General features: G+C 55.8%; 16 protein-coding genes and 1 pseudogene. 8 read left to right on the top strand and 9 right to left on the bottom strand.

Going from position 1 to position 18222, the window contains the following annotated elements; translation table 11 throughout:
* The first annotated feature begins 132 nt into the window (after positions 1-132).
* Entirely contained in the window at positions 133-1317 is a 1185-nt protein-coding gene (locus OKW78_RS05015; protein WP_095638118.1) for a tellurite resistance/C4-dicarboxylate transporter family protein, read from the top strand.
* On the opposite strand, the gene OKW78_RS05010 is transcribed toward OKW78_RS05015, so the two are convergent.
* The 3 genes from OKW78_RS05010 to OKW78_RS05000 all read right to left on the bottom strand — a co-directional run bounded on the left by OKW78_RS05010 (position 1274) and on the right by OKW78_RS05000 (position 2395).
* Complete coding sequence (locus OKW78_RS05010; protein WP_233139251.1) at positions 1274-1618, bottom strand: plastocyanin/azurin family copper-binding protein; 345 nt, start codon at positions 1616-1618, stop codon at positions 1274-1276. The genes OKW78_RS05015 and OKW78_RS05010 overlap by 44 nt on opposite strands.
* Before the next feature lie 106 nt (positions 1619-1724).
* The gene (locus OKW78_RS05005) at positions 1725-2006 is read right to left on the bottom strand and encodes a helix-turn-helix transcriptional regulator (RefSeq protein ID WP_095638116.1); all 282 of its coding nucleotides are present in this window, start codon (positions 2004-2006) and stop codon (positions 1725-1727) included.
* A 155-nt stretch (positions 2007-2161) separates the two neighbouring features.
* Complete coding sequence (locus tag OKW78_RS05000; RefSeq protein WP_095638115.1) at positions 2162-2395, bottom strand: hypothetical protein; 234 nt, start codon at positions 2393-2395, stop codon at positions 2162-2164.
* Positions 2396-2556: 161 nt separating this feature from the next.
* Here OKW78_RS05000 and OKW78_RS04995 point away from each other — a divergent pair, with 161 nt between their 5' ends.
* Positions 2557-3327, top strand: coding sequence for a glucose 1-dehydrogenase (locus tag OKW78_RS04995; RefSeq protein ID WP_144927955.1), 771 nt, complete (start codon positions 2557-2559; stop codon positions 3325-3327).
* A 457-nt stretch (positions 3328-3784) separates the two neighbouring features.
* Positions 3785-4951 carry an MFS transporter gene (locus OKW78_RS04990; RefSeq protein ID WP_095638114.1) on the top strand — a complete coding sequence of 389 codons (1167 nt, stop codon included), beginning with the start codon at positions 3785-3787 and terminating at the stop codon, positions 4949-4951.
* Positions 4952-4990: 39 nt separating this feature from the next.
* Here OKW78_RS04990 and OKW78_RS16970 read toward each other — a convergent pair.
* Positions 4991-5728 (bottom strand): annotated as a pseudogene (locus tag OKW78_RS16970) (uroporphyrinogen-III synthase).
* A 91-nt stretch (positions 5729-5819) separates the two neighbouring features.
* Between OKW78_RS16970 and OKW78_RS04985 the strand changes: the two are divergent.
* The gene (locus tag OKW78_RS04985) at positions 5820-6794 is read left to right on the top strand and encodes a deoxyhypusine synthase (RefSeq protein WP_095638113.1); all 975 of its coding nucleotides are present in this window, start codon (positions 5820-5822) and stop codon (positions 6792-6794) included.
* Positions 6795-7533: 739 nt separating this feature from the next.
* Here the strand turns inward: OKW78_RS04985 and gdhB are convergent.
* From gdhB to OKW78_RS04970, 3 genes are all read right to left on the bottom strand, one after another.
* On the bottom strand, positions 7534-8835 hold the full coding sequence (gene gdhB, locus OKW78_RS04980; RefSeq protein WP_095638111.1) for a glutamate dehydrogenase GdhB: 1302 nt from the start codon (positions 8833-8835) through the stop codon (positions 7534-7536).
* 2 nt (positions 8836-8837) lie between these two features.
* Complete coding sequence (locus OKW78_RS04975; protein WP_137691468.1) at positions 8838-8981, bottom strand: rubrerythrin-like domain-containing protein; 144 nt, start codon at positions 8979-8981, stop codon at positions 8838-8840.
* A gap of 109 nt (positions 8982-9090) precedes the next feature.
* Entirely contained in the window at positions 9091-11973 is a 2883-nt protein-coding gene (locus tag OKW78_RS04970; RefSeq protein ID WP_144927961.1) for a bacterio-opsin activator domain-containing protein, read from the bottom strand.
* A gap of 259 nt (positions 11974-12232) precedes the next feature.
* On the opposite strand from OKW78_RS04970, the gene OKW78_RS04965 reads away from it, so the two are divergent.
* Both OKW78_RS04965 and OKW78_RS04960 read left to right on the top strand, forming a co-directional pair.
* Entirely contained in the window at positions 12233-13468 is a 1236-nt protein-coding gene (locus tag OKW78_RS04965) for an MFS transporter (protein WP_210113743.1), read from the top strand.
* A 290-nt stretch (positions 13469-13758) separates the two neighbouring features.
* Entirely contained in the window at positions 13759-14208 is a 450-nt protein-coding gene (locus tag OKW78_RS04960) for a hypothetical protein (protein ID WP_210113742.1), read from the top strand.
* 360 nt (positions 14209-14568) lie between these two features.
* Here the strand turns inward: OKW78_RS04960 and OKW78_RS04955 are convergent, their stop codons facing one another.
* The gene (locus tag OKW78_RS04955; protein ID WP_095638108.1) at positions 14569-14886 is read right to left on the bottom strand and encodes a hypothetical protein; all 318 of its coding nucleotides are present in this window, start codon (positions 14884-14886) and stop codon (positions 14569-14571) included.
* Positions 14887-14988: 102 nt separating this feature from the next.
* Positions 14989-15318 carry a hypothetical protein gene (locus OKW78_RS04950; protein WP_245203373.1) on the bottom strand — a complete coding sequence of 110 codons (330 nt, stop codon included), beginning with the start codon at positions 15316-15318 and terminating at the stop codon, positions 14989-14991.
* Positions 15319-15472: 154 nt separating this feature from the next.
* Between OKW78_RS04950 and OKW78_RS04945 the strand changes: the two genes are divergently transcribed.
* Both OKW78_RS04945 and OKW78_RS04940 read left to right on the top strand, forming a co-directional pair.
* The gene (locus OKW78_RS04945) at positions 15473-17149 is read left to right on the top strand and encodes a transposase (protein ID WP_095638106.1); all 1677 of its coding nucleotides are present in this window, start codon (positions 15473-15475) and stop codon (positions 17147-17149) included.
* A gap of 489 nt (positions 17150-17638) precedes the next feature.
* Complete coding sequence (locus tag OKW78_RS04940; RefSeq protein WP_058365912.1) at positions 17639-18220, top strand: hypothetical protein; 582 nt, start codon at positions 17639-17641, stop codon at positions 18218-18220.
* The last annotated feature ends 2 nt before the right edge of the window (positions 18221-18222 follow it).

Below are 18222 nucleotides of genomic sequence, written 5' to 3'. Positions count from 1 at the left end.
TCCGAAAGAACATGTTCGGTGAATGTCTTCCGGGATGTGGTTAGGTGTGATCTCGTAACGGTACCCATTTACCATCCGCCCGGCCAAAATCCGACAATACGGTGGGATCGACCCCCACTTTGAGCGACTGAAATGACCAATTCATCCGGAATCGACGACCGGTCTACCTCTGTTAACAGGGAGACACTCGCTGCCTCTCTCGGTAGCGCTCTCAAGATACTCGACCCGGCATACTTCGGATTCGTCATGTCGACTGGGATCGTCTCAATTTCCTTCTTCGAGCTGGGTATCACAATTATCGCGCGGCCGCTAGCGGTGTTCAACGTCGCCTGTTACGCGTTGTTGCTTGCGCTGTTCGCAGTTCGAGCTGCGGCCTTTCCCAAACGCACGCTCGCCGATCTACGGAACCGAGACCGACACTGGGGCACGCTGACCTTCATTGTTGCCACGAATACCATCGGGGTTCAGTTTCTGCTGTTCTTCGATATTGTCGCGGTGGCGGCCGCGATGTGGGGCGTGACCGTCGTCGCCACGCCACTGCTGCTGTACTACCTGTTTGTAACCGAGATCATCGGCACGGGAAAGGCGGGTGTGAGCGAGCGGATCGACGGCGCCTTCTTGCTCGTGATCGTCTGCATGCAGTCGCTCGCAGTCCTCGGCGGGTTGCTTGCTGAACCGCTGGCAGGGTACGGAAACGTAGTCGTCCTGTTGAGCATGAGCTACTTCGGCTCTGGGTATGTCCTCTACTTCGTCGTCGTTACTGTCGTCAGCTATCGACTCCTCGATGGCCCCATCCGCCCGGACGATTGGACCGGCCCGTATTGGATCACGATGGGCGCGGCGGCGATCACGACGCTCGCGGGGACGACGCTCGGCCCGGGGCTGGTGGCGTTTCAAGGCTGGGAACCGTATGCACCAGTGATAGTCGGCGTAACGTTCCTCGCGTGGGCGATCGCCTCTTGGTGGATCCCCCTGCTGCTCGCGATTGACGTCTGGAAGTTCCTCACCGATGGGGTCGACGGCCGACCGCCAATTTGGGTGATTGTGGCCCCGTGGTTGCGGCTCGGATTCGGTAGGGGGGTTCACACGTACTCGCCGACTGCGTGGGGGCGGGTGTTCCCGATGGGGATGTACACGGCGTGTACGCTGAATCTCGCCGGGATTGGAACCTTCGGACTGCTTTCCGTCGTGCCTGTGTACTGGAGTTGGTTTGCGCTGGTGGTGTGGGCGCTGACGCTTGTCGGAATGGCACGGGCACTCGGACGGGTGTTTTTCAGCATCGATCCGACGGAGGAACCGGCTCGGGAGTCCGTGTGACGGACGCTATCTCGGGTAGAAGAGAGCGGTCACCCGATGGTCTCGTAGCGTTTTCGCCGGCTGGAAATAGTAAGGCTAAGACCTCGTCATCAGGGCGGAGAGAAGATAACTCTACGTGAATGGCACCCTTCATGCCGACCACCTCATGCGGTGTACAGACGTACGTATAGGTGCCAGACCATTCGTCTTTAGTTAAGCTTGAGAGTGATACAATTCTCAAAAGTATGCTTGTCAGTATTAGAGGCGGGAGAAGATACAGATGAGACACCAGTACTGGCGAGATCGAGCGATAAGTAACCATCACAAACGCCCTTCTATTGCCGTAGCTGGTGTGGCTAGGCCGTATTTGGGCGAAAACCACGGCTACCGAGTATTACTGATAGTATTAACTAAAGACGGATGGGGTGTCAGTTTGCGTGATCGATGTACTGGTTTTCCCACTCTACTCGGGCCTCGATCTCTCGAGTTCCTCGACGAGTGGTGGTATACTCGTTAGTTCGTCGATCACGCTGACTTTTTTCGACCAGCCCCTTCTCGACAAGTGTGTCGAGATTTGGATACAGCCGCCCGTGATGGATCTCTTTTTCGTAGTAGTCTTCGAGTTCGTCTTTGATTGCGAGCCCGTGTGGGTCCTCAAGCCCGGCAATAACATACAGGAGATCGCGCTGAAAGCCAGTGAGATCGTACATCGTTCGCGTCTCGAGTTATATTCATGAAATACTATCGATTTCTGGTATATCGGAAGTAACGAACCATCTGGGGAAGATCTGTTGTGTTTGGTACAGGCGTGAACTAGCGATAAGAGAGAGAGAAGAGTCTGATAGACAACAGACGTACCAACTCGTCACGAGCGTGGTGGAATCCGAATTTCGTCACCAACCTCATACAGATACCCCTTCAGGAGTAGCTGTTTGATTATATCGCGTCCGTCGGCAGGCTTGATTCCGTGATCTTCGAGGTATGTGATAGCTATCTCACGCGTAAGCGGGTTGGTATCGCCCAGTTCTTCGAGATATGCCTCAAGATGATTGAGGACATTTTCTTCAGCTGGTGCGATGGGCCGCCGCGAATTCGCCATTGCCAGTACCTATGAAACGCAGATAGTAGGACATTGGGATCATCGCCAGACCCCCACCTCCACACCGGTTTTCCAGTGTTCTCACTAGATTTCACGACTCTGTAATTTCGGTACACGGTGGCGGATTTCACGGGTATCGGACGCTCCGGCGAAGGTTATAAATGGTGTCTTTCAGCAGCATTTCGCGGAACTTTAGTGACGGTGTCGCGTTGGTAGCGGGTGCGGGGTCGGGGATCGGCAGAGCGACTGCGGAGCGATTCGCCGACGAGGGAGCCGATGTCGTTGTCGTGGATATCGACGACGAGGCTGGCGGAGAGACAGTCAGCCGCATCGAAAACGACGGCGGGAACGCAACGTTCGTCCGCACTGATGTCAGCGACTCCACTGAGGTCAAGGCGATGATTGAGCGTGCGCTTGAAGAGTATGGCCGCCTCGATTTCGCAGTGAACAACGTCGCCACCGGAGCCGATCCCGCGCCAGTAACCGACATCTCCGAGCAGGATTGGGACCGCGTCACCAGCATCTCCCAGAAAGGCGTGTGGCTCGGGCTGAAACATGAGATACCGGCTCTTCTGGACTCCGGTGGCGGGGCTATCGTCAACACTGCCTCACACGCCGGGATACGGGGCAGTCCCGGTCGGACGCCCTACAGCGCGAGCAAACACGGCGTTGTCGGGCTCACGCGGTCGGTCACGCTCGAATTCGCCGCAGACGGTATCAGAGTTAATGCAGTCTGTCCGACAATCGTTAACACACGTGCCCTCCAGTCGATGTCTCCCGAGGAGCAGGATGAAGTCACCGCCGGCGTGCCGATGGGTCGACCGGCCGATCCCGCCGAAGTGGCGAGCGTGATCGTGTGGCTCTGCTCGGACGACGCTTCGTTCGTCACTGGGCACGCGCTTCCCGTCGATGGTGGCCAGACGCAGCGGTGAGTGACGGATCCAGCCGGTCACGAGAGTCGGTACTGTCCGTCGTGCAACTGTTTGAACTCGTCGAGGAGATCCGGCGGAGGGCTAACTGAGGGGTAGTTTTCGTCGGTTGTTGTTCTAAACCAGCAGGGTGGTCGTCGAACCACACCTACGAGCATGCCTCCGGGGAAACATCTACGAAATCACGCTGCAGCGCCGCAACGTACGTCTCCTCAAGGAGCTCAGTCATGGTGATAATTTCTTCCCGGACGTCCGATGCCCAGTGTAGTCACACTCCGTGGTGAATTGCTTGGATGTCAAACCACGTGGCTTTCACCTACACCGTTTGTAATAATCTGCGTCTTTGGGCTTGTGAACATAATTGGCTCACCGTGAACGTCCTCCGGTTCTGATTCAGGGCGACCACTCCCCCATAGCGGATGACTTACGGGGAGCGCTCACCGAAAGAGTAATAGAGCGAATGGAATGGATACGGAAACTCCGGAACTCGCCAGCAACAGCCGTGATTTTCGCGAGTACGCTCGTCGCTGTCATGGGTGTCTCACTCATCAGCCCTGTACTCCCAGCGGTCCAGGAGGCATGGAACATTTCGGAGGCACAGGCCAGCCTCTTGCTGTCGGCGTTCACGCTCCCCGGGATCTTTCTCACTCTCCCGATTGGACTGCTAACTGACCGCATCGGTCGAAAACCGATTCTAATCCCGGCGCTTGTTGTCTTCGGACTCAGTGGGGGCGGTATCATCTTCATTTCCGACTTCACCCTGATCTTGGTCCTGCGAGCCATCCAAGGGGCGGCGAGTAGTGCGATTGCGATGCTCACGGTCACGCTCCTCGGCGACCTCTATTCCGGTGAACAACGACGAGTGCTAATTGGGACCAACGCGGCGATTCTCGCGGTGGGTGCTGCTGGCTATCCGTTACTCGGCGGTGCGCTGGCGACAGTCGCTTGGTCGGCTCCCTTCGCGTGTTTTCTCCTCGCGCTGCTCGTCGCTGTACCCGGCATAACCTTGCTCGAGGAGCCACAGCGCGACGAGAACAATACGAATTCGAGTATCCGTGCATTCCTCACCGGACCCACATCGATGACCCCCTTCGTCGTGCTCTATCTCGCTATCTTCGGTATTTTCGTCATCCTCTACGGCGCGCAACTCACCGCCGTTCCATTCCTGCTCGCCAACGAATATCACCTCTCATCAGCGAGTATCGGCCTTCTCGTGGGATTACCCGCGGTTACGATGGGAGCGACAGCAATGCAAGGTGATCGCGTGCTTCGGTCGCTCACGAGCTTCCAATCGATCGCGCTCGGATTCGTGAGTTACGGGATCGGACTCGTCGGCGTCGCCGTCGCAGACTCTATATACGTAGTTGCTGGTGCACTCCTTCTATTCGGACTTGGTCAAGGACTTGCAGAGCCGATTACGGATACGGCACTCAACGAACGAGCACCGGACGAATTCCGCGGGAGCATTATGAGTATTCGGACAAGTGTTCTCAGACTCGGCACGACGGTCGGTCCGCCGCTTAGTGTCGGGGCTGCAGCACTGTTCGGCTATCGTCAAACCCTGTTAGTGTCTGGTGCCGCTGCCTTCTTGATCGGAGTAACGTGGTTTACGGTGAGACGTCAGTGAACACTCAAAGTCAGCTAACAGATTGGAGACGGAATGTGTTCATTGGTGGGTATCCAGAATTCGACGTACGGTGACCTCGGCAAGCTGTGTGAACCCCACTGTATCCGGCATAACATCAACAGCGATCCCATGCTTGTCGACAGCACGTTTTGTTGTGCTCCTATCGCTCCAACAATCGTCTCCTCTAGCTCGCGTTGGAGTGCAGCGACAGCGTCACGTTCAGTCGCAATTTGAACGAAGTGCTCTATCGTCTTTGGCGAGGTGAACAGTATACCGTCCAGCTTACCGTCTACCGCAAGTGAAACCGACTGTCCCGCAGTCTCCGGTCGTTTCAGGCGATATAAGGCTGTTTCGCTGACAATTCCACCAGCTGCTTCCAGTCCTTCAACAAGTACTTCGCTGCCGTGTGCACTCCGAGCAAGTTCAACGGTTTGGCCCTCGACTTCAGTAGATAACTCGTCGACGAGTCCTGTGGATGTGAACGTCGATGGAACGATATCGACTGAATAGCCCCGATTGCATAATGCGGTTGCAGTCTGATCTCCGACAGCACAAACAGTGGTGCCTCGTTGTTTCCATCCCGCTGTCGCAGCTAGATCGACACCGGTCTCGCTTGTGAAGATACAGTAGTCCGCATGTTGGGGGAACCTGACCGGTCGGTGTGATTGCCAGCATTGGGTCTGGAATCGGGGATACATCGAGTGACTGGAGATACTCGACCGCCTCAACGATACGGCTGTCGTCGGGTCGGAGAACAGCCACCGTCGGCTGGGACATATTGAACAGTTAGCTGATGCTGGACTTGTGTGTATCGAGAATCGGCGACCCGTCTCGAACGATTCAAACCGGCATCCTGCTAATTGCCGGTATGGACGAGGAGTCTCACGACCACGTTGTTCCGGGAAGTGCTGAAGAGTTGACCACGCCAGACGTGCAGGGCTACGACTTCCGTGGCGAATTCGATTTTCAGGAGATGCTGGAAGCGTATGCAACGACGGGCTTTCAGGCGACGCAACTCGCAGAGGCCATCGACATCGCCGAGCAAATGCAAGACGCCGATGCCACGATCTATCTCACATGCACGTCGAATATCATTTCGTCGGGATTGCGTGAAGTCGTCGCCTACCTCGTTCGTGAAGGGTACGTCGACGTGCTTATCACGACCGCGGGATCGCTGGCGGAGGATGTTATCAAAACGGCGAAGCCGTTCAAAATGGGAGAGTGGGATGCGGATGAAGCAGTTCTCCGGGAACAGGGAATCAACCGTCTTGGGAATCTGTTCGTCCCTTCCAACCGTTACGTTTGGTTGGAGGAGTACCTATACGACTTCTTCGAGGAGTTCTTCGCTGAGGAAAAGGTTCGGACGCCGACATCGTTTGCCCGAGAGTTAGGGGAGACACTCGACGATCAGGATTCGGTTCTGAAACAAGCAGCGGACAATGATGTTCCCGTCTACTGTCCGGCACTGACGGATTCCGAGGTTGGGAATTTTCTCTACTATTACCGACAGGGGTACGATTCGGAGGTCGGAATCGAGATTCTCGACGATTACGACTCGCTCATTGAGGACGGAATGCTCGCCGATACGACGGGTCTGATCGCAGTTGGAGGTGGCGTGCCGAAACACCACGCGATTATGACGAACTTGTTCCGCGGTGGGGCCGATTACGTCGTCTATATCTCGACCGGTATGGAAGGGGATGGGTCACTCTCTGGCGCACCCCCGAACGAGGCAGTATCGTGGGGGAAGATCAAAGATGATGACCGGACAAATTATACGCAGGTCGAAGCAGAGGCGACGCTCGTCTTCCCACTGCTCGTGGCGGGTGCTTTCAGCGAGTAGAGATGATACACCCGAACATGAACCACGCAGCCGGCTTGTTGCGTGATCAGTCACGAGACGGATGGGACTTACCAGTATCCTGTACAGTGAACCGACCGGCCATCGGTAGCAAGCCCCTGTGTCTGGATCCACTTGAGCAGTTCTTGAGAACAATATAATAAGGTGGTGGTGCGCCTGTAGGCCGAGCGTCTAACGTGTTTGATACTTGTGCGGCGCTGAATCCTTCCCTACTCGCTCGCTCCACTTGCTCGTTGAGGAAGGGGCCTTAGCGCCTCAATTCAAGTAACCAATTTCTTCCGTATTTCAAACTATTTATTGTTTTTATAGAAGATTACTTACTATCTCAGTGAAATATGCTTGGACGGCTCCGAATGTGACTCGCATGGTAGCGGCCCCAAATCCAAGAGCGATGAAACTCACCACGACAACGAGATCAGCCTTCGAATCGTTGGGACTAAGCAAGAGCGTGAGCGCCACAAGCGTCCCCGACATCGTACTGATGAAGAGCCCTGTTAGAAATGACAAACTCGTGAAAAATGGATCAGTGAAACCCATAACGGAGTACGTTGGTTCATAGATTCCGACGTAAGATAAACTGAAGCCGATGACGACGTATCCGATAAAGCAGATAGTGATGAGGATAGTCCCGGGGCTAACGAGTTGATACAGTCCAAACAGTCCCCGTTCAAACGGGGTAGTTGGCTGTCGGATCCGTCTGAGTGGGCGATAGTCCATCTCCCTACGGCCAGAGCCCCCGTACCTCGTGGGATTCAGCGATCCGTGAGAGCGCAACAATATAGGCTGCATCACGCCACGTGACATCGCGGTGCTCGTATTCGTCTGTGACTGCCTGCCAAGCGGCTTGCATCTCCGTTTCGAGTTCGTCGTTCACCCGTTCGAGCGACCACGATCGGCGATTGATATCCTGGAGCCACTCGAAGTAGCTCACCGTGACTCCGCCAGCATTAGCGAGAATATCGGGGATAACTGCAATGTCTCGCTCTGCGAGAATCGCACTCGCCGTCGAAGTGGTGGGACCGTTTGCGCCTTCAACGACGAGGTCAGCGGCGATCGCACTCGCATTTGCTTCGGTGATCACGTTTCCGAGAGCGGCAGGGATGAGTACGTCAACATCGAGTGTGAGCAACTCATCGTTTGAGATCACGTCGTCTGCGTATTTCGTGACGGCTTCAGGCTCCTCGTCGTGTGACGGGACGGTCGCCGTCTCGATCCCGTCTGGGTCGTACATTGCGCCGTTCACGTCACTGATTGCGACGACCATTGCTCCCCACTCATCAAGCAGCCGGGCGGCGTTCGCACCGACACTCCCGTAGCCCTGGATTGCGACCGTTGTTCCCTCGAGATCGCTCCCATAATATTCGCAGGCCTGCTTGGTGATGATCGCGACACTCCGTCCAGGCGCTTCCTCACGACCTTCACTCCCCCCGATGACTGGTGGCTTCCCGGTGACGACTCCCGGTATCGTTTCACCTTCCTGCATCGAGTACGCGTCCATCAGCCACGCCATCGTCTGTGGATCAGTACCCATATCCGGCGCGGGAATATCGCGATTCGGTCCGATAACATCGCGAATTTCCTGGGCAAACCGACGAGTGAGTCGCTCTTTTTCTCCCGAACTCAACTCTTTCGGGTTGACTGCGACGCCACCCTTGGCACCCCCGAACGGGAGATCCATAACAGCGCACTTCCAGGTCATCCACATGCCGAGTCCGACACACTCGTCTCTACTCACCTCGGGGTGATACCGGAGCCCTCCTTTAAACGGGCCTCTGACACTGTCGTGTTGAGCTCGGTAGCCGGTGAACACATCGACCGTACCGTCATCGCGTTCGACTGGGACTGTTACTTCGTGGACTTTCTTCGGATATCTGAGCCGTTCGACGATACTGGGGTCGATATCCAAGTGACTGGCAGCATGATCCAACTGACGGCGGGCGGTCTCGAGTGCCGACTCAGGCTCGATTGGTTCTGCCGCCTCGTCGTCCGATCCGTTGTGGGTGCTCTCAGATTTTGATGCCATAATTATTCAAGTGACATTCGCCGGTTTCGCATCGGGCCGCCACAGTCGGGACATTGGCCTGGGCTGTCTTCTGCGATGATGATGCTGCCACACTCGAAGCACTCGTACGGGGTTTTTTCGTCTGATTCAGGGTCGACATCTATCATAGTGGGTTCACGAGTGCCAGCCGGTAATATAGGGCACTCTATGTACGTGTAATAAGTGTATAAGGGAATATTCAGCTGTTAACCACCAAACACCCTCTGAAATTTGGAGTTAGTTATTGAACTCTTCGATTCCCGAAATTGAGATATTGTGCTCCTCGAAGAGCGTTTCGAACAGTTTGCGCTGGACAGTCCGAGAGTGTTTATAAAATGCTGGAGGGGAGATTCCGAGTGTCTCCGCAACATCTTCGCCTGTGTTCTCGCGTGGTGACTCGAAGAACCCGCTGTAGTATGCCGTCTGGATCACCTCGAGTTGCCGTGAGGTCAGTTTCTCGAGGAACTTCGAGTACAAGTCGCGTTCCATGGACTGATCCAGCGTCTGCTTCGAACGGAGTTCGACGGTGGAGAACGTCTCTCGGACGAGTTGGGTGATGGTCCGGACATCGATACTGTCCGGAATATCGATGACGAGGCTTGTGGATGTCGGGTCGGCGGTTGCCTCGTGGAAGACAGCACCATGATCGGCCAGCTCGAGAGCGAGAAACGGTTGGGTAAGCCGCAACCGGAGCACACTCCCCTCACCATCCGTACTAATCTGTTGTACGTCGTCAATCCCGACCAACTGCGAGGCGGCGTCTACAACGTCAGTTACTGCTCCGTCGTCGACAGTCACAAACACGTAACTTCCCTCTGTGGATTGTTGGACTCCACCTCGATACGAGAGTGTACACGCTGCGTCTCGAGCGAGCCGTGAAAGGATAAACGCAGGATCATCGATGCCGAATTCGACCCGCGTCACCGATGTCGTGAGCAGTGCATTCTTTCGTTCAATAGCACTGAGCGCAGACGCGATAGTTTCGCCGAGTTCAGCGAGGACAGCCTTCGTCGTGTCGTCGAACGCGTCCTGGGTCGGTGCGTAGACAGTCAACACGCCGTGCGTAAGGTCGTTGTACACGAGAGGGATGCTCAATACAGAGAGGTAGTCACGAGCCAGTGCGGCCTTCCGCCACGGCTCGTCGCGGAGACCAGCGGCGACGTTCGTCACTATCGTCACGTCGCCAGTGGCCGCGGTTTGCCCGGCTGGCTCCCCAGCTGATGCGTCGATAGCGAATGCTTGGCTATCCAGATATCCCTGTTCGCTGCCTGCCCAAGCCCGTGGTTCGACGGAGTCAGTTATCCGGTCAATCGTCCCGATCCAGGCGAATTGGAATCGGTTCTCGCCGGTCAACAGCTCACAGACAGTATGGTCGATTTCCTCCCGTGTTTCCGCTTGCACGAGAGCTTGATCGATCTCCCGGATTGTCTCGTTGATCCGATTCAGCTCGGTCAGCTGTTCGTTTTGTTCCTGTAGTGTGCGATCTTGCTTTCGAAGTCGGGACTCGCGTGTGACGCGGTCAAGGGCTGCCTCGGCGGTTGCAGCGAGAAGATCAGCCAGTTCCCGGGTTACGTCGTCGAAGACGCCGACTCGGTCCGAGCCAGCGACGAACACGCCGTGGTTACCGAGTGGAATGTAGGCTGTACTGCGGAGGTCAGTCACCCGGTTTTCGAGCCGGTCTGCCTCATGAACATCGTCAAAAAACAGCGCTTCGTCCTCGACGAAACTGTAACCCGGAAGTGTTTCGCCGTCGGCGTGTACGGTGGGGAGCGGACCGTTGAGTTCTTTCATCGTCGCCGAGTGCGCTGTGGGTCGAAGCTCGTTGGCATCAGCATCAAAGAGATAGAACGCACTTGCATCCAGATCGAGGACGACAGGTGTGTCGTCGACGACATGCTGGGCGATTTCCTGATGCGTTTCGGCGTACAGAAAATCACGGGCGGTCTCTTGGAGGGTCGCAAGCGCCTCCTCGCGTTGCTTACGTTTCGTGATATCCCGACAGCTGAAGAGAAGCGTCCCGTCTTGAATCGAGACCTCGCGAACGTTGATCAGAAGCGTGTGCTCACGACCCGCTTTGTCCGTCGCGGTCGTCTCGATGTTCTTAAGCACGCCGTCTTCTGTGAGCTCCTCACAGTCGAAGAGGTCCGTACCGAGGAGGTTGTCGATCGTCCCTTGCTCGTGAATCTCGTCGGCCGTGTAGCCGAAGATGAAGTGGACGTTGGGACAAACATAGGTGTACTCGCCGGCCTCGTTCGTGATGAGGACGGTATCGGTCATGTTGTTGAGCGTGACGCGGTGGAGCTCCTCTGATTGTCGGAGGTCGCGTTCGAGATCGACGCGCTCGGTGATGTCTACGCCCTCAACGACGATTGAAACGAGATCTCCACGCTCGTTCTCGACTGGACGCACGGAGAGATCGATGACGCGTGGATCCTCGACGTGTGGCGGCTGTGTGACGACCGCGTTGCCGAATCTCCCATCGAACGCGTTCTCCACGATTTGTTGTACGTCCGTGCTCTTCGTACCGGTCTTTGCCCACCACGGAAGCGTCCAGAACGGTTCACCGACGATCGTTTCAACATCCACATCGCTCATTTCCCGTGCTGTCTTGTTCACACGCGCAAGTGAGCCAGCAGGATCGAGCACCCACGTCGCGGTCCGCGAATCGTTGAATATGGCGTCGAACTGTCTGGCCCGGTCCCATCGCGTGGCTGTCCGCCGTGCGGATCGGACGGCACGCTCGGTTCGTTCGATGAGTTCGTCGGTCATCTCTTCTACCGGCTCCGTGAGCACGATGTAATCCGTGACACCAGCCTTGATAGCGTCGCTGGCAATAGCTTCGCTCCCAGCGGCGGTACAAAGTACGACCGGGAGCGTCGTGGTTTCGGTGCGGATCTCCTTGAGGAGTTCCAGCCCTGTTGCCCCTTCGAGCGTGTCTCCGGTGATGAGACAGTCAATGGTCCGATTTCGGACTATATCACTCGCTTCCGCCTTGGTTCCAACTGTATGTACAGTCGCGTCAGTCCGTGTCTCAAGCGTAACAGCGAATTGCGTGAGCCAGTTATTTGTTCCGACGAGTAGTACCGTCGACGAATTGAGGACTAATTGAGAAGCGACCATTATTCGATCAGTTGAATACAGGGAACGCTTCCCTCGAGCCCGGTTCGAATTCGTCCCCAATTCTGCTGCTGGCCTAGGCCAGAATGAATGTACATTGGTGGTTAACCATCTAACAGTAAGAGAATAAAAGGATTTACCATCTAACCCTTAAAGGTATGCGGAGAGATACATAACATGGATACACTATCGTCAGAATTCGTTACAGGCACCTGTCGATACCCGATTTCCGTGGTTCACCGTCCGTCCACATTCTCGAGTAATGACTACCCAACCGACCCCCCAGCATCAAGAACCCACTAATAGCGATCCACACCAGAAACATCAGTCAACGTGGGGTATCGTCGCCGGCGCGAGCCTCATCTCGACAGGGTTGGCAGCCTACGAGATTGTGCCCGCGAGCGTCTCCCCGCTTATTCGTGACTCGCTGGGTATCGGGCCAACAATCGCAGGCTTCCTCGTTGGAGTCATGTTCGGTACTGCAGTGATTGCAAGCCTTCCAGTTGGTGCGGTGCTTGACCGGACAGACTCTAGAAACGTGATGGCACTCGCCGTTCTCACACTACTTGTCGCCGGAACGTGGGGATGGATCGCTGGACGGCAAGGGAACTACCGATCAGTGATTGCGTCGCGAGCGCTTGGGGGGGTCGCCTACGTCGTCGTGTGGAACGCTGGCATCGATATCGTGAGTCGAGCAGCGACTAGCGGGAATCGAGCAACCGCTGTCGGCATTTTCACCGCAAGTGGCCCGATCGGATTCGCGCTCGGTCAAGGAACCGGGCCACTCATTGCGCATCGATTCGGGTGGCCTACAATCTTTATTGCGTTCACGGGGCTCACAGTCATGGGTCTCATCGTATTCTGGCCAGCAAGTCGAGGGATCGGGACGAGTCAGGGAGATGCCCCCTCGGTTCAGGAGTTTGGTGCAGTTCTTCGGAACCGGGAGGTCTGGTCTGTCGGATTGCTCGGGTTTCTCGGCTATTCGCTGTACTTGTTCGTGAATAGCTGGGGCGCGTCGTATCTCACGACCGAGGTTGGCCTGTCACTCGCTGTGAGTGGACTCCTGGTGGCAGTGTTCCCCGCAATCGGGGTCGTCTCTAGAATCAGTAGTGGCCTCCTGTCTGACCGCGTCTTCGGTGGTCGCCGCCAACCCATCGTTTTCGGGTCCTTCGCAGCTGCTGCTCCGCTCGTATTGGTGTTCACTCAGTTTCGGTCACTTCCATTACTCGTTGCGCTCCTGCTGCTCACCGGGTTCGCGGTTCAGCTTACGCTGGGGCTGTCTTTCACGTATGTCCGGGAAGTCGTCGATTCAAGAGTCGCTGCGACAGCCGTCGCGTTCCAGACGAGTGTCGGGTTAGCGGGGGCGTTCCTTGCCCCGATTGTAGGCGGCGTTGTTGTCGACCGAGCGGGGTTCGATACGGCATTTCTACTCGCTGGAGTCGTCGCTATCTGTGGAATCGTGGTTGCATGGCGAGCTCCAGAGCCAGGTTACTCGTAGAAAGGGTTCAGCAACTGTCTTTCACGCTGTCAAGTCGTGGTACTCGGCGCTGAACAGCTGTTGGTGCTCTTCAACTGGAAAGGATTCTGCGACAGTTCGGCTCTCGGTGATGAACGTCGGTACGTCGGTGGCGCCGTTTTGACGTGTAGGTTGAAACCCTCTGAAGTTGATAGTTTTTCATCCTCAATCGCTCAGTACAGGGGACTCATGAATCGCTCAGTACAGATGAAGTATACAGCGAATCAGGACAACCGAGAAGACATTTCACTTCCCAGTCCAATCAGTCTAATATGAAGCGTCGGAACCTTCTCCAGATGAGCGGGTTGAGTCTTAGTCTTGCGATTGCCGGATGCTTTCGGGATGATTCCGATGAGAGTGAGCAGAGAGAAGTGTTCGAGGATCCAAACCCACAATTGTTCGACGGTGAAGGTCCTACGATAATTGAGGAGGTACGTAACGAAGGTGGCTTCTTTGCAGTCGAATACGAGCACGACGGCGACAGCGATTTCACTGTCGAACTGCGCTCTGAGGAGGCCTCACACTCACTCGTACTCGTAGATCGAGAGGGCGCTGTCGAAGGTCGGTGGGCAGAAGGGACATATGATGCTGAATACGTCATAGAGGTTACCGCAACCGGTGACTGGCACCTTCGTGTTGAGCAACCACGTCCCAGTCAGGAGGATGTGTTCTCTCTTCCGGCATCGCTATCCGGCGAGTGGCCAGATTACGCGTCCATATGAGTTCACTGGACAAACATCGATCAATGCAACGTATTCCGGGGAGGGCCGGTTTGTCGCTCGTATTCTCGGCCCTCACGGCAACCCTCGTAAACCCCTCTTCGAAACGGATAGCTCATTTGAAGGAGAAACGACCGAAACCTACGACGGCGCTGGGTGGGTGTATATCGAAGCGTATGATGAGTGGACACTCGAAATCAATCGATAACTTCACACTATTCAGTAACCGGCTATCTCAGACGAGAACATATCTGAAGAAAAGGATTTCAACAGAGCCACATATCCGGCTCTGTTGAACCCACATTCTTCAGAGATACGATAGGCTGAAACAGCCGGTTGGTGAGAGCTGCGTGTGTTTCGTCGCTATCCGATGACGAAGAACCCGCTCCACACGAGGATAGAGGCGAGGATCGCGGCGATGAACACTACCGCCGTAATCACCTGCGAACCCCGACGGTTGTATTGACGAGCGGCCACGATTGCCGGAATAGCAGTCACCACTACAGCAGGCACCACCGTATAAATCACTGTACTGGGAATGAATTGGTCGAGTCCGATGGTATCGAAGACGATCAGTGAGACGAATTGTACGGGCAGTATCGCGGCGACCGACACGATACACAGGAGGGAGAAACCGACATCACGCAATCCCACATTGAGGGTCTTGGAGGACATCGCCATATGAATAATCCATAGTGCTCCGACAAATACTTACACCCGAGAAAATCGGTCGGCTTTAGGTAGGTTAACTCCCTGTGTTGACCGCAACCGGGCCAGAATATATCATTTGTTGAGGATTTCAACAGAGCCCCAGAAGACGTCCCGAAACGTATCTCCACTGCTGTCTTCCTCGACTGCAGTCGAGAGTGCTGCTTCGAATTCGACGACTGCGTAGTGTAGGGCATCCACGTCACCGTCGGAGAAACGATCAAGCAGGTTATCGAGTTCGGCAACCTCTTTGTTCCGTTTTTGGCTTGGAGATGAGTCAGATTTAGACCTCCCCGAATCGGTCGAGGTCGAGAACGTGTCCGATTGGACATCGCCACAGTCGTGAAGTCGGAGATGAGTGAGTGTCTCGAACGACTCCCCGCAATCGTCGCACTCGTGAGCCATAGTCCGACTAGAGGCATGTGGAGGAAATGTGTTCCCCCTGGAACCGGATTGCGGAACTAATCTCTCTCCCCTAGCGAGTACCGACCTTCCCCAATCTCGATGTCTCTTATCGAGATGGACGAGGACTTCTGCGTGTCCGAGTCAGTATCTCGTAGTGGCTTCGACTCCCGAGTCTCGTCGAACGATCTTTCGACGTATCGCTCAGCGATCGTACGTTGAGTGGCCGGCGTATGATTCGACACCACTGTATGACCGAACGTCGCTCGCGGGACTGGAATCAGATGTTCGGACGATTTCGGAGACGTGGTTCTGCCACGAGTGCCACAACTCGGTCGAAAAGTTCGTCTGTTCGCTGCCGCTCGCTTACTTCAAATTCGAGACCCATGACCGCTATGCGGGATCGACGAGCTACGAGATGGACACCCTCTTTCGAGTGTTCATGTTGAAAGAACTCCACGGATGGGACCACGAGACAGCACTCGTCGAATTCCTCGAGTGCCACCCTGAATTGCGTGAGCAACTCGGACTCGAGAGCGTTCCGAATCAGTCGACGCTCTGGCGTAGCTGGCACGAGCGCTTCACGGGTGAGTTACGCGAGACGGTTGAGACGGCTGCCCGGACGGCCCTGATCAATGCCCAAAACGCGGGTGTGAGCGTTCCGCGTGACCCGGACAGGACGCTCCCTCAGCGAGGAGACAGTACCGGAGACTCCGATCCGGACGAGCAGACCGTGCTGGAACAGGCGGGAACGATCACGGATCACGTCAGTCGCGTTGTCTTCCCGGCGTTCTCGATGGATCGCGGAGAGGGCTGTGAGATCCACGAGAATGCCTACTGGGACTTACAGACCTATCTCGGCCTCCGCGAGAACTTAGCTGCCAATGAGGGGGCTCGGAGCTTCATCTACGAGTCGACGCGTAGTCGGACACCTCTGGGGCACGCCCATCGTGATCAGATTCGTGACCTCTCGATAGCGGAGATTCGTGAGATGTACCGTCAGGCCGTGAAACGGCTATTGGATGAAGTCGCGGAGACAGAGCAGTTCTTCCGAGCCGGAATCGTGGCCATCGACATCACTGAAGCTGAGCCCTTCACCGGTGATAGAACAGGTCACGAGGATGAGATCATCGGGACAAAAGAGAAGACCGACGAATACGCCTATCAGTGGGCGACCGTCCAGCTCGTCGGTAATGCGGTCCCGATTGTCTTAGACGCAAGGCCGGTGCGGCGTGGCGAGAGTCGGCTGGAAATTGTCGAGGATCTACTTGACTCGGCTGAGGACCTCGTCCACGTCGACAGCGTGCTGATGGACAGAGAATTCGACAGCCAACACGTCTTGGAGATGATTAGCCAACGCGGGCTCACGTACGTCGTCCCAAAGCGGATGCACACGAGCGAGAGAGCCCAGGCGAAACGACTCTTGAAGAGTGAGACAGATCGATACGTGAACGACCGTAAGCTCCACTTGGGCAAGAATGAGTGGCACCAGACGACGCTCGTGTACCGTCGAAACGAGAATTCTGAACACACTGACCACCGGCAGTATTCGGTGTTCATGTGCAACGGTAATGTGGGACTGCTGAGTGAGTACGGCTATCGCTGGGAGATCGAGAGCGGCTACCGGAGCATTAAGCGGTTCATGGCCGCGACAACCTCGAAGAACTTCGTACTGCGATTCTTCTACTTCGCGTTCGCCTGTCTGCTGTACTCAATCTGGCGGGCCGTCGACCTCCTCGTGCAAGTCGAGTTGACGGGTGAGTACGAGCATTCCCCGATTGTGACTGCGGACAATACGCTCACACTGTTGAAGAAGGAAACTGGAGTCGGGTAATCGGCGATATTGAGCCAGTGAGAACAGGAGTAACGAGCGGCAGCGCTGTTCTGATCTCTTCAAATACGCAGTTCTAGTTGGGATACTAACTGGAAGTGGTGTCCCGGCCCGAGTGTGAACCGTGTCAAGTTCGGTGGTTCGGCTGATATCGTGCATACCAGCGGTGCTATAGCCGCCGTAGTCTCAACTTCCCCCCGCCCACGAATTGGTATAGCCATATGAAGTTTATATATCTCCGAATAGCGGAATTGTAGGCTGAGACCGCTGAATTTGGCTAGTACGCCCAAAACAACAACTGGACGTGATTAGTATAGTAATCACGACCAGTTTGAAGTACCCCGCCGCCGTCGGTGAAGCACGAATGCTGCAACCGCCTCACGACGGCGCTTCCCCCGGGGTAGAACTGCCAAGAACGGGGTTTGAGATTTCTCTGACTCTCCTCAGCCGAGGTCGAGGCGATGGCGAAGAAACGCATTCGATATAGAACTAATGACCTCAACCTATATTAAGATAAAGCGCGAACGGTGTTGTATGTCCGAAGACGAATCGAACTCCGAGGGCCTGATGGAACGCCAGACCACGGGTGAAGACCGCGTGAGGATGACCGCCCGGCAGCTTTCGGAGCCTCAGACGGCGAACTGGATCGCCTCGGAAGCGGGCTGGTCACACGAGCCGACCAAACGCGTCCTCGATCGGCTCGTCGACGATGGCATCCTCCACCGTGACGAAAGCGGGACTCACACCACGTATTACCCTGATTACCGCCGCCAAGCAATGCAGGAGGCGATGCGGCTTCGAGACAGCGGGCACACTGTCGAGGAACTCACGGACCGTCTCGCCGATATGAAGACGCAGATTCGCGACTGGGAGAATGAATTCGAGGTCGAGTCACCGAACCAGCTTCGCGGGACGCTCGCTGACGAGTCTCTTGACGCTGAGGAGGAAGATCGTCGCCGTGAGATTGCCCGCGAGTGGGAGCACCTTCAGCGGCGTATCCAGATCGTTGGCTTCGCCATCCGCGAATGGGACTTCCTCGCTCCGACGACAGAGCCCGCTGAGGCCAGCAGCTAACG

The organism is Halorubrum sp. F4 (assembly GCF_027257195.1).
GTDB lineage: Archaea > Halobacteriota > Halobacteria > Halobacteriales > Haloferacaceae > Halorubrum.
Note: the sequence above shows the minus strand (reverse complement) of the source record. Positions and strands in the feature narration are given on the sequence as shown.

Bases quoted from the DNA above. Each gene is read 5' to 3' on its own strand.
- OKW78_RS05015 (WP_095638118.1), top strand. From the start codon at position 133: ATGACCAATTCATCCGGAATCGACGACCGGTCTACCTCTGTTAACAGG.
- OKW78_RS05010 (WP_233139251.1), bottom strand. From the start codon at position 1,618: ATGGTTACTTATCGCTCGATCTCGCCAGTACTGGTGTCTCATCTGTAT.
- OKW78_RS05005 (WP_095638116.1), bottom strand. From the start codon at position 2,006: ATGTACGATCTCACTGGCTTTCAGCGCGATCTCCTGTATGTTATTGCC.
- OKW78_RS05000 (WP_095638115.1), bottom strand. From the start codon at position 2,395: ATGGCGAATTCGCGGCGGCCCATCGCACCAGCTGAAGAAAATGTCCTC.
- OKW78_RS04995 (WP_144927955.1), top strand. From the start codon at position 2,557: ATGGTGTCTTTCAGCAGCATTTCGCGGAACTTTAGTGACGGTGTCGCG.
- OKW78_RS04990 (WP_095638114.1), top strand. From the start codon at position 3,785: ATGGAATGGATACGGAAACTCCGGAACTCGCCAGCAACAGCCGTGATT.
- OKW78_RS04985 (WP_095638113.1), top strand. From the start codon at position 5,820: ATGGACGAGGAGTCTCACGACCACGTTGTTCCGGGAAGTGCTGAAGAG.
- gdhB (WP_095638111.1), bottom strand. From the start codon at position 8,835: ATGGCATCAAAATCTGAGAGCACCCACAACGGATCGGACGACGAGGCG.
- OKW78_RS04975 (WP_137691468.1), bottom strand. From the start codon at position 8,981: ATGATAGATGTCGACCCTGAATCAGACGAAAAAACCCCGTACGAGTGC.
- OKW78_RS04970 (WP_144927961.1), bottom strand. From the start codon at position 11,973: ATGGTCGCTTCTCAATTAGTCCTCAATTCGTCGACGGTACTACTCGTC.
- OKW78_RS04965 (WP_210113743.1), top strand. From the start codon at position 12,233: ATGACTACCCAACCGACCCCCCAGCATCAAGAACCCACTAATAGCGAT.
- OKW78_RS04960 (WP_210113742.1), top strand. From the start codon at position 13,759: ATGAAGCGTCGGAACCTTCTCCAGATGAGCGGGTTGAGTCTTAGTCTT.
- OKW78_RS04955 (WP_095638108.1), bottom strand. From the start codon at position 14,886: ATGGCGATGTCCTCCAAGACCCTCAATGTGGGATTGCGTGATGTCGGT.
- OKW78_RS04950 (WP_245203373.1), bottom strand. From the start codon at position 15,318: ATGGCTCACGAGTGCGACGATTGCGGGGAGTCGTTCGAGACACTCACT.
- OKW78_RS04940 (WP_058365912.1), top strand. From the start codon at position 17,639: ATGACCTCAACCTATATTAAGATAAAGCGCGAACGGTGTTGTATGTCC.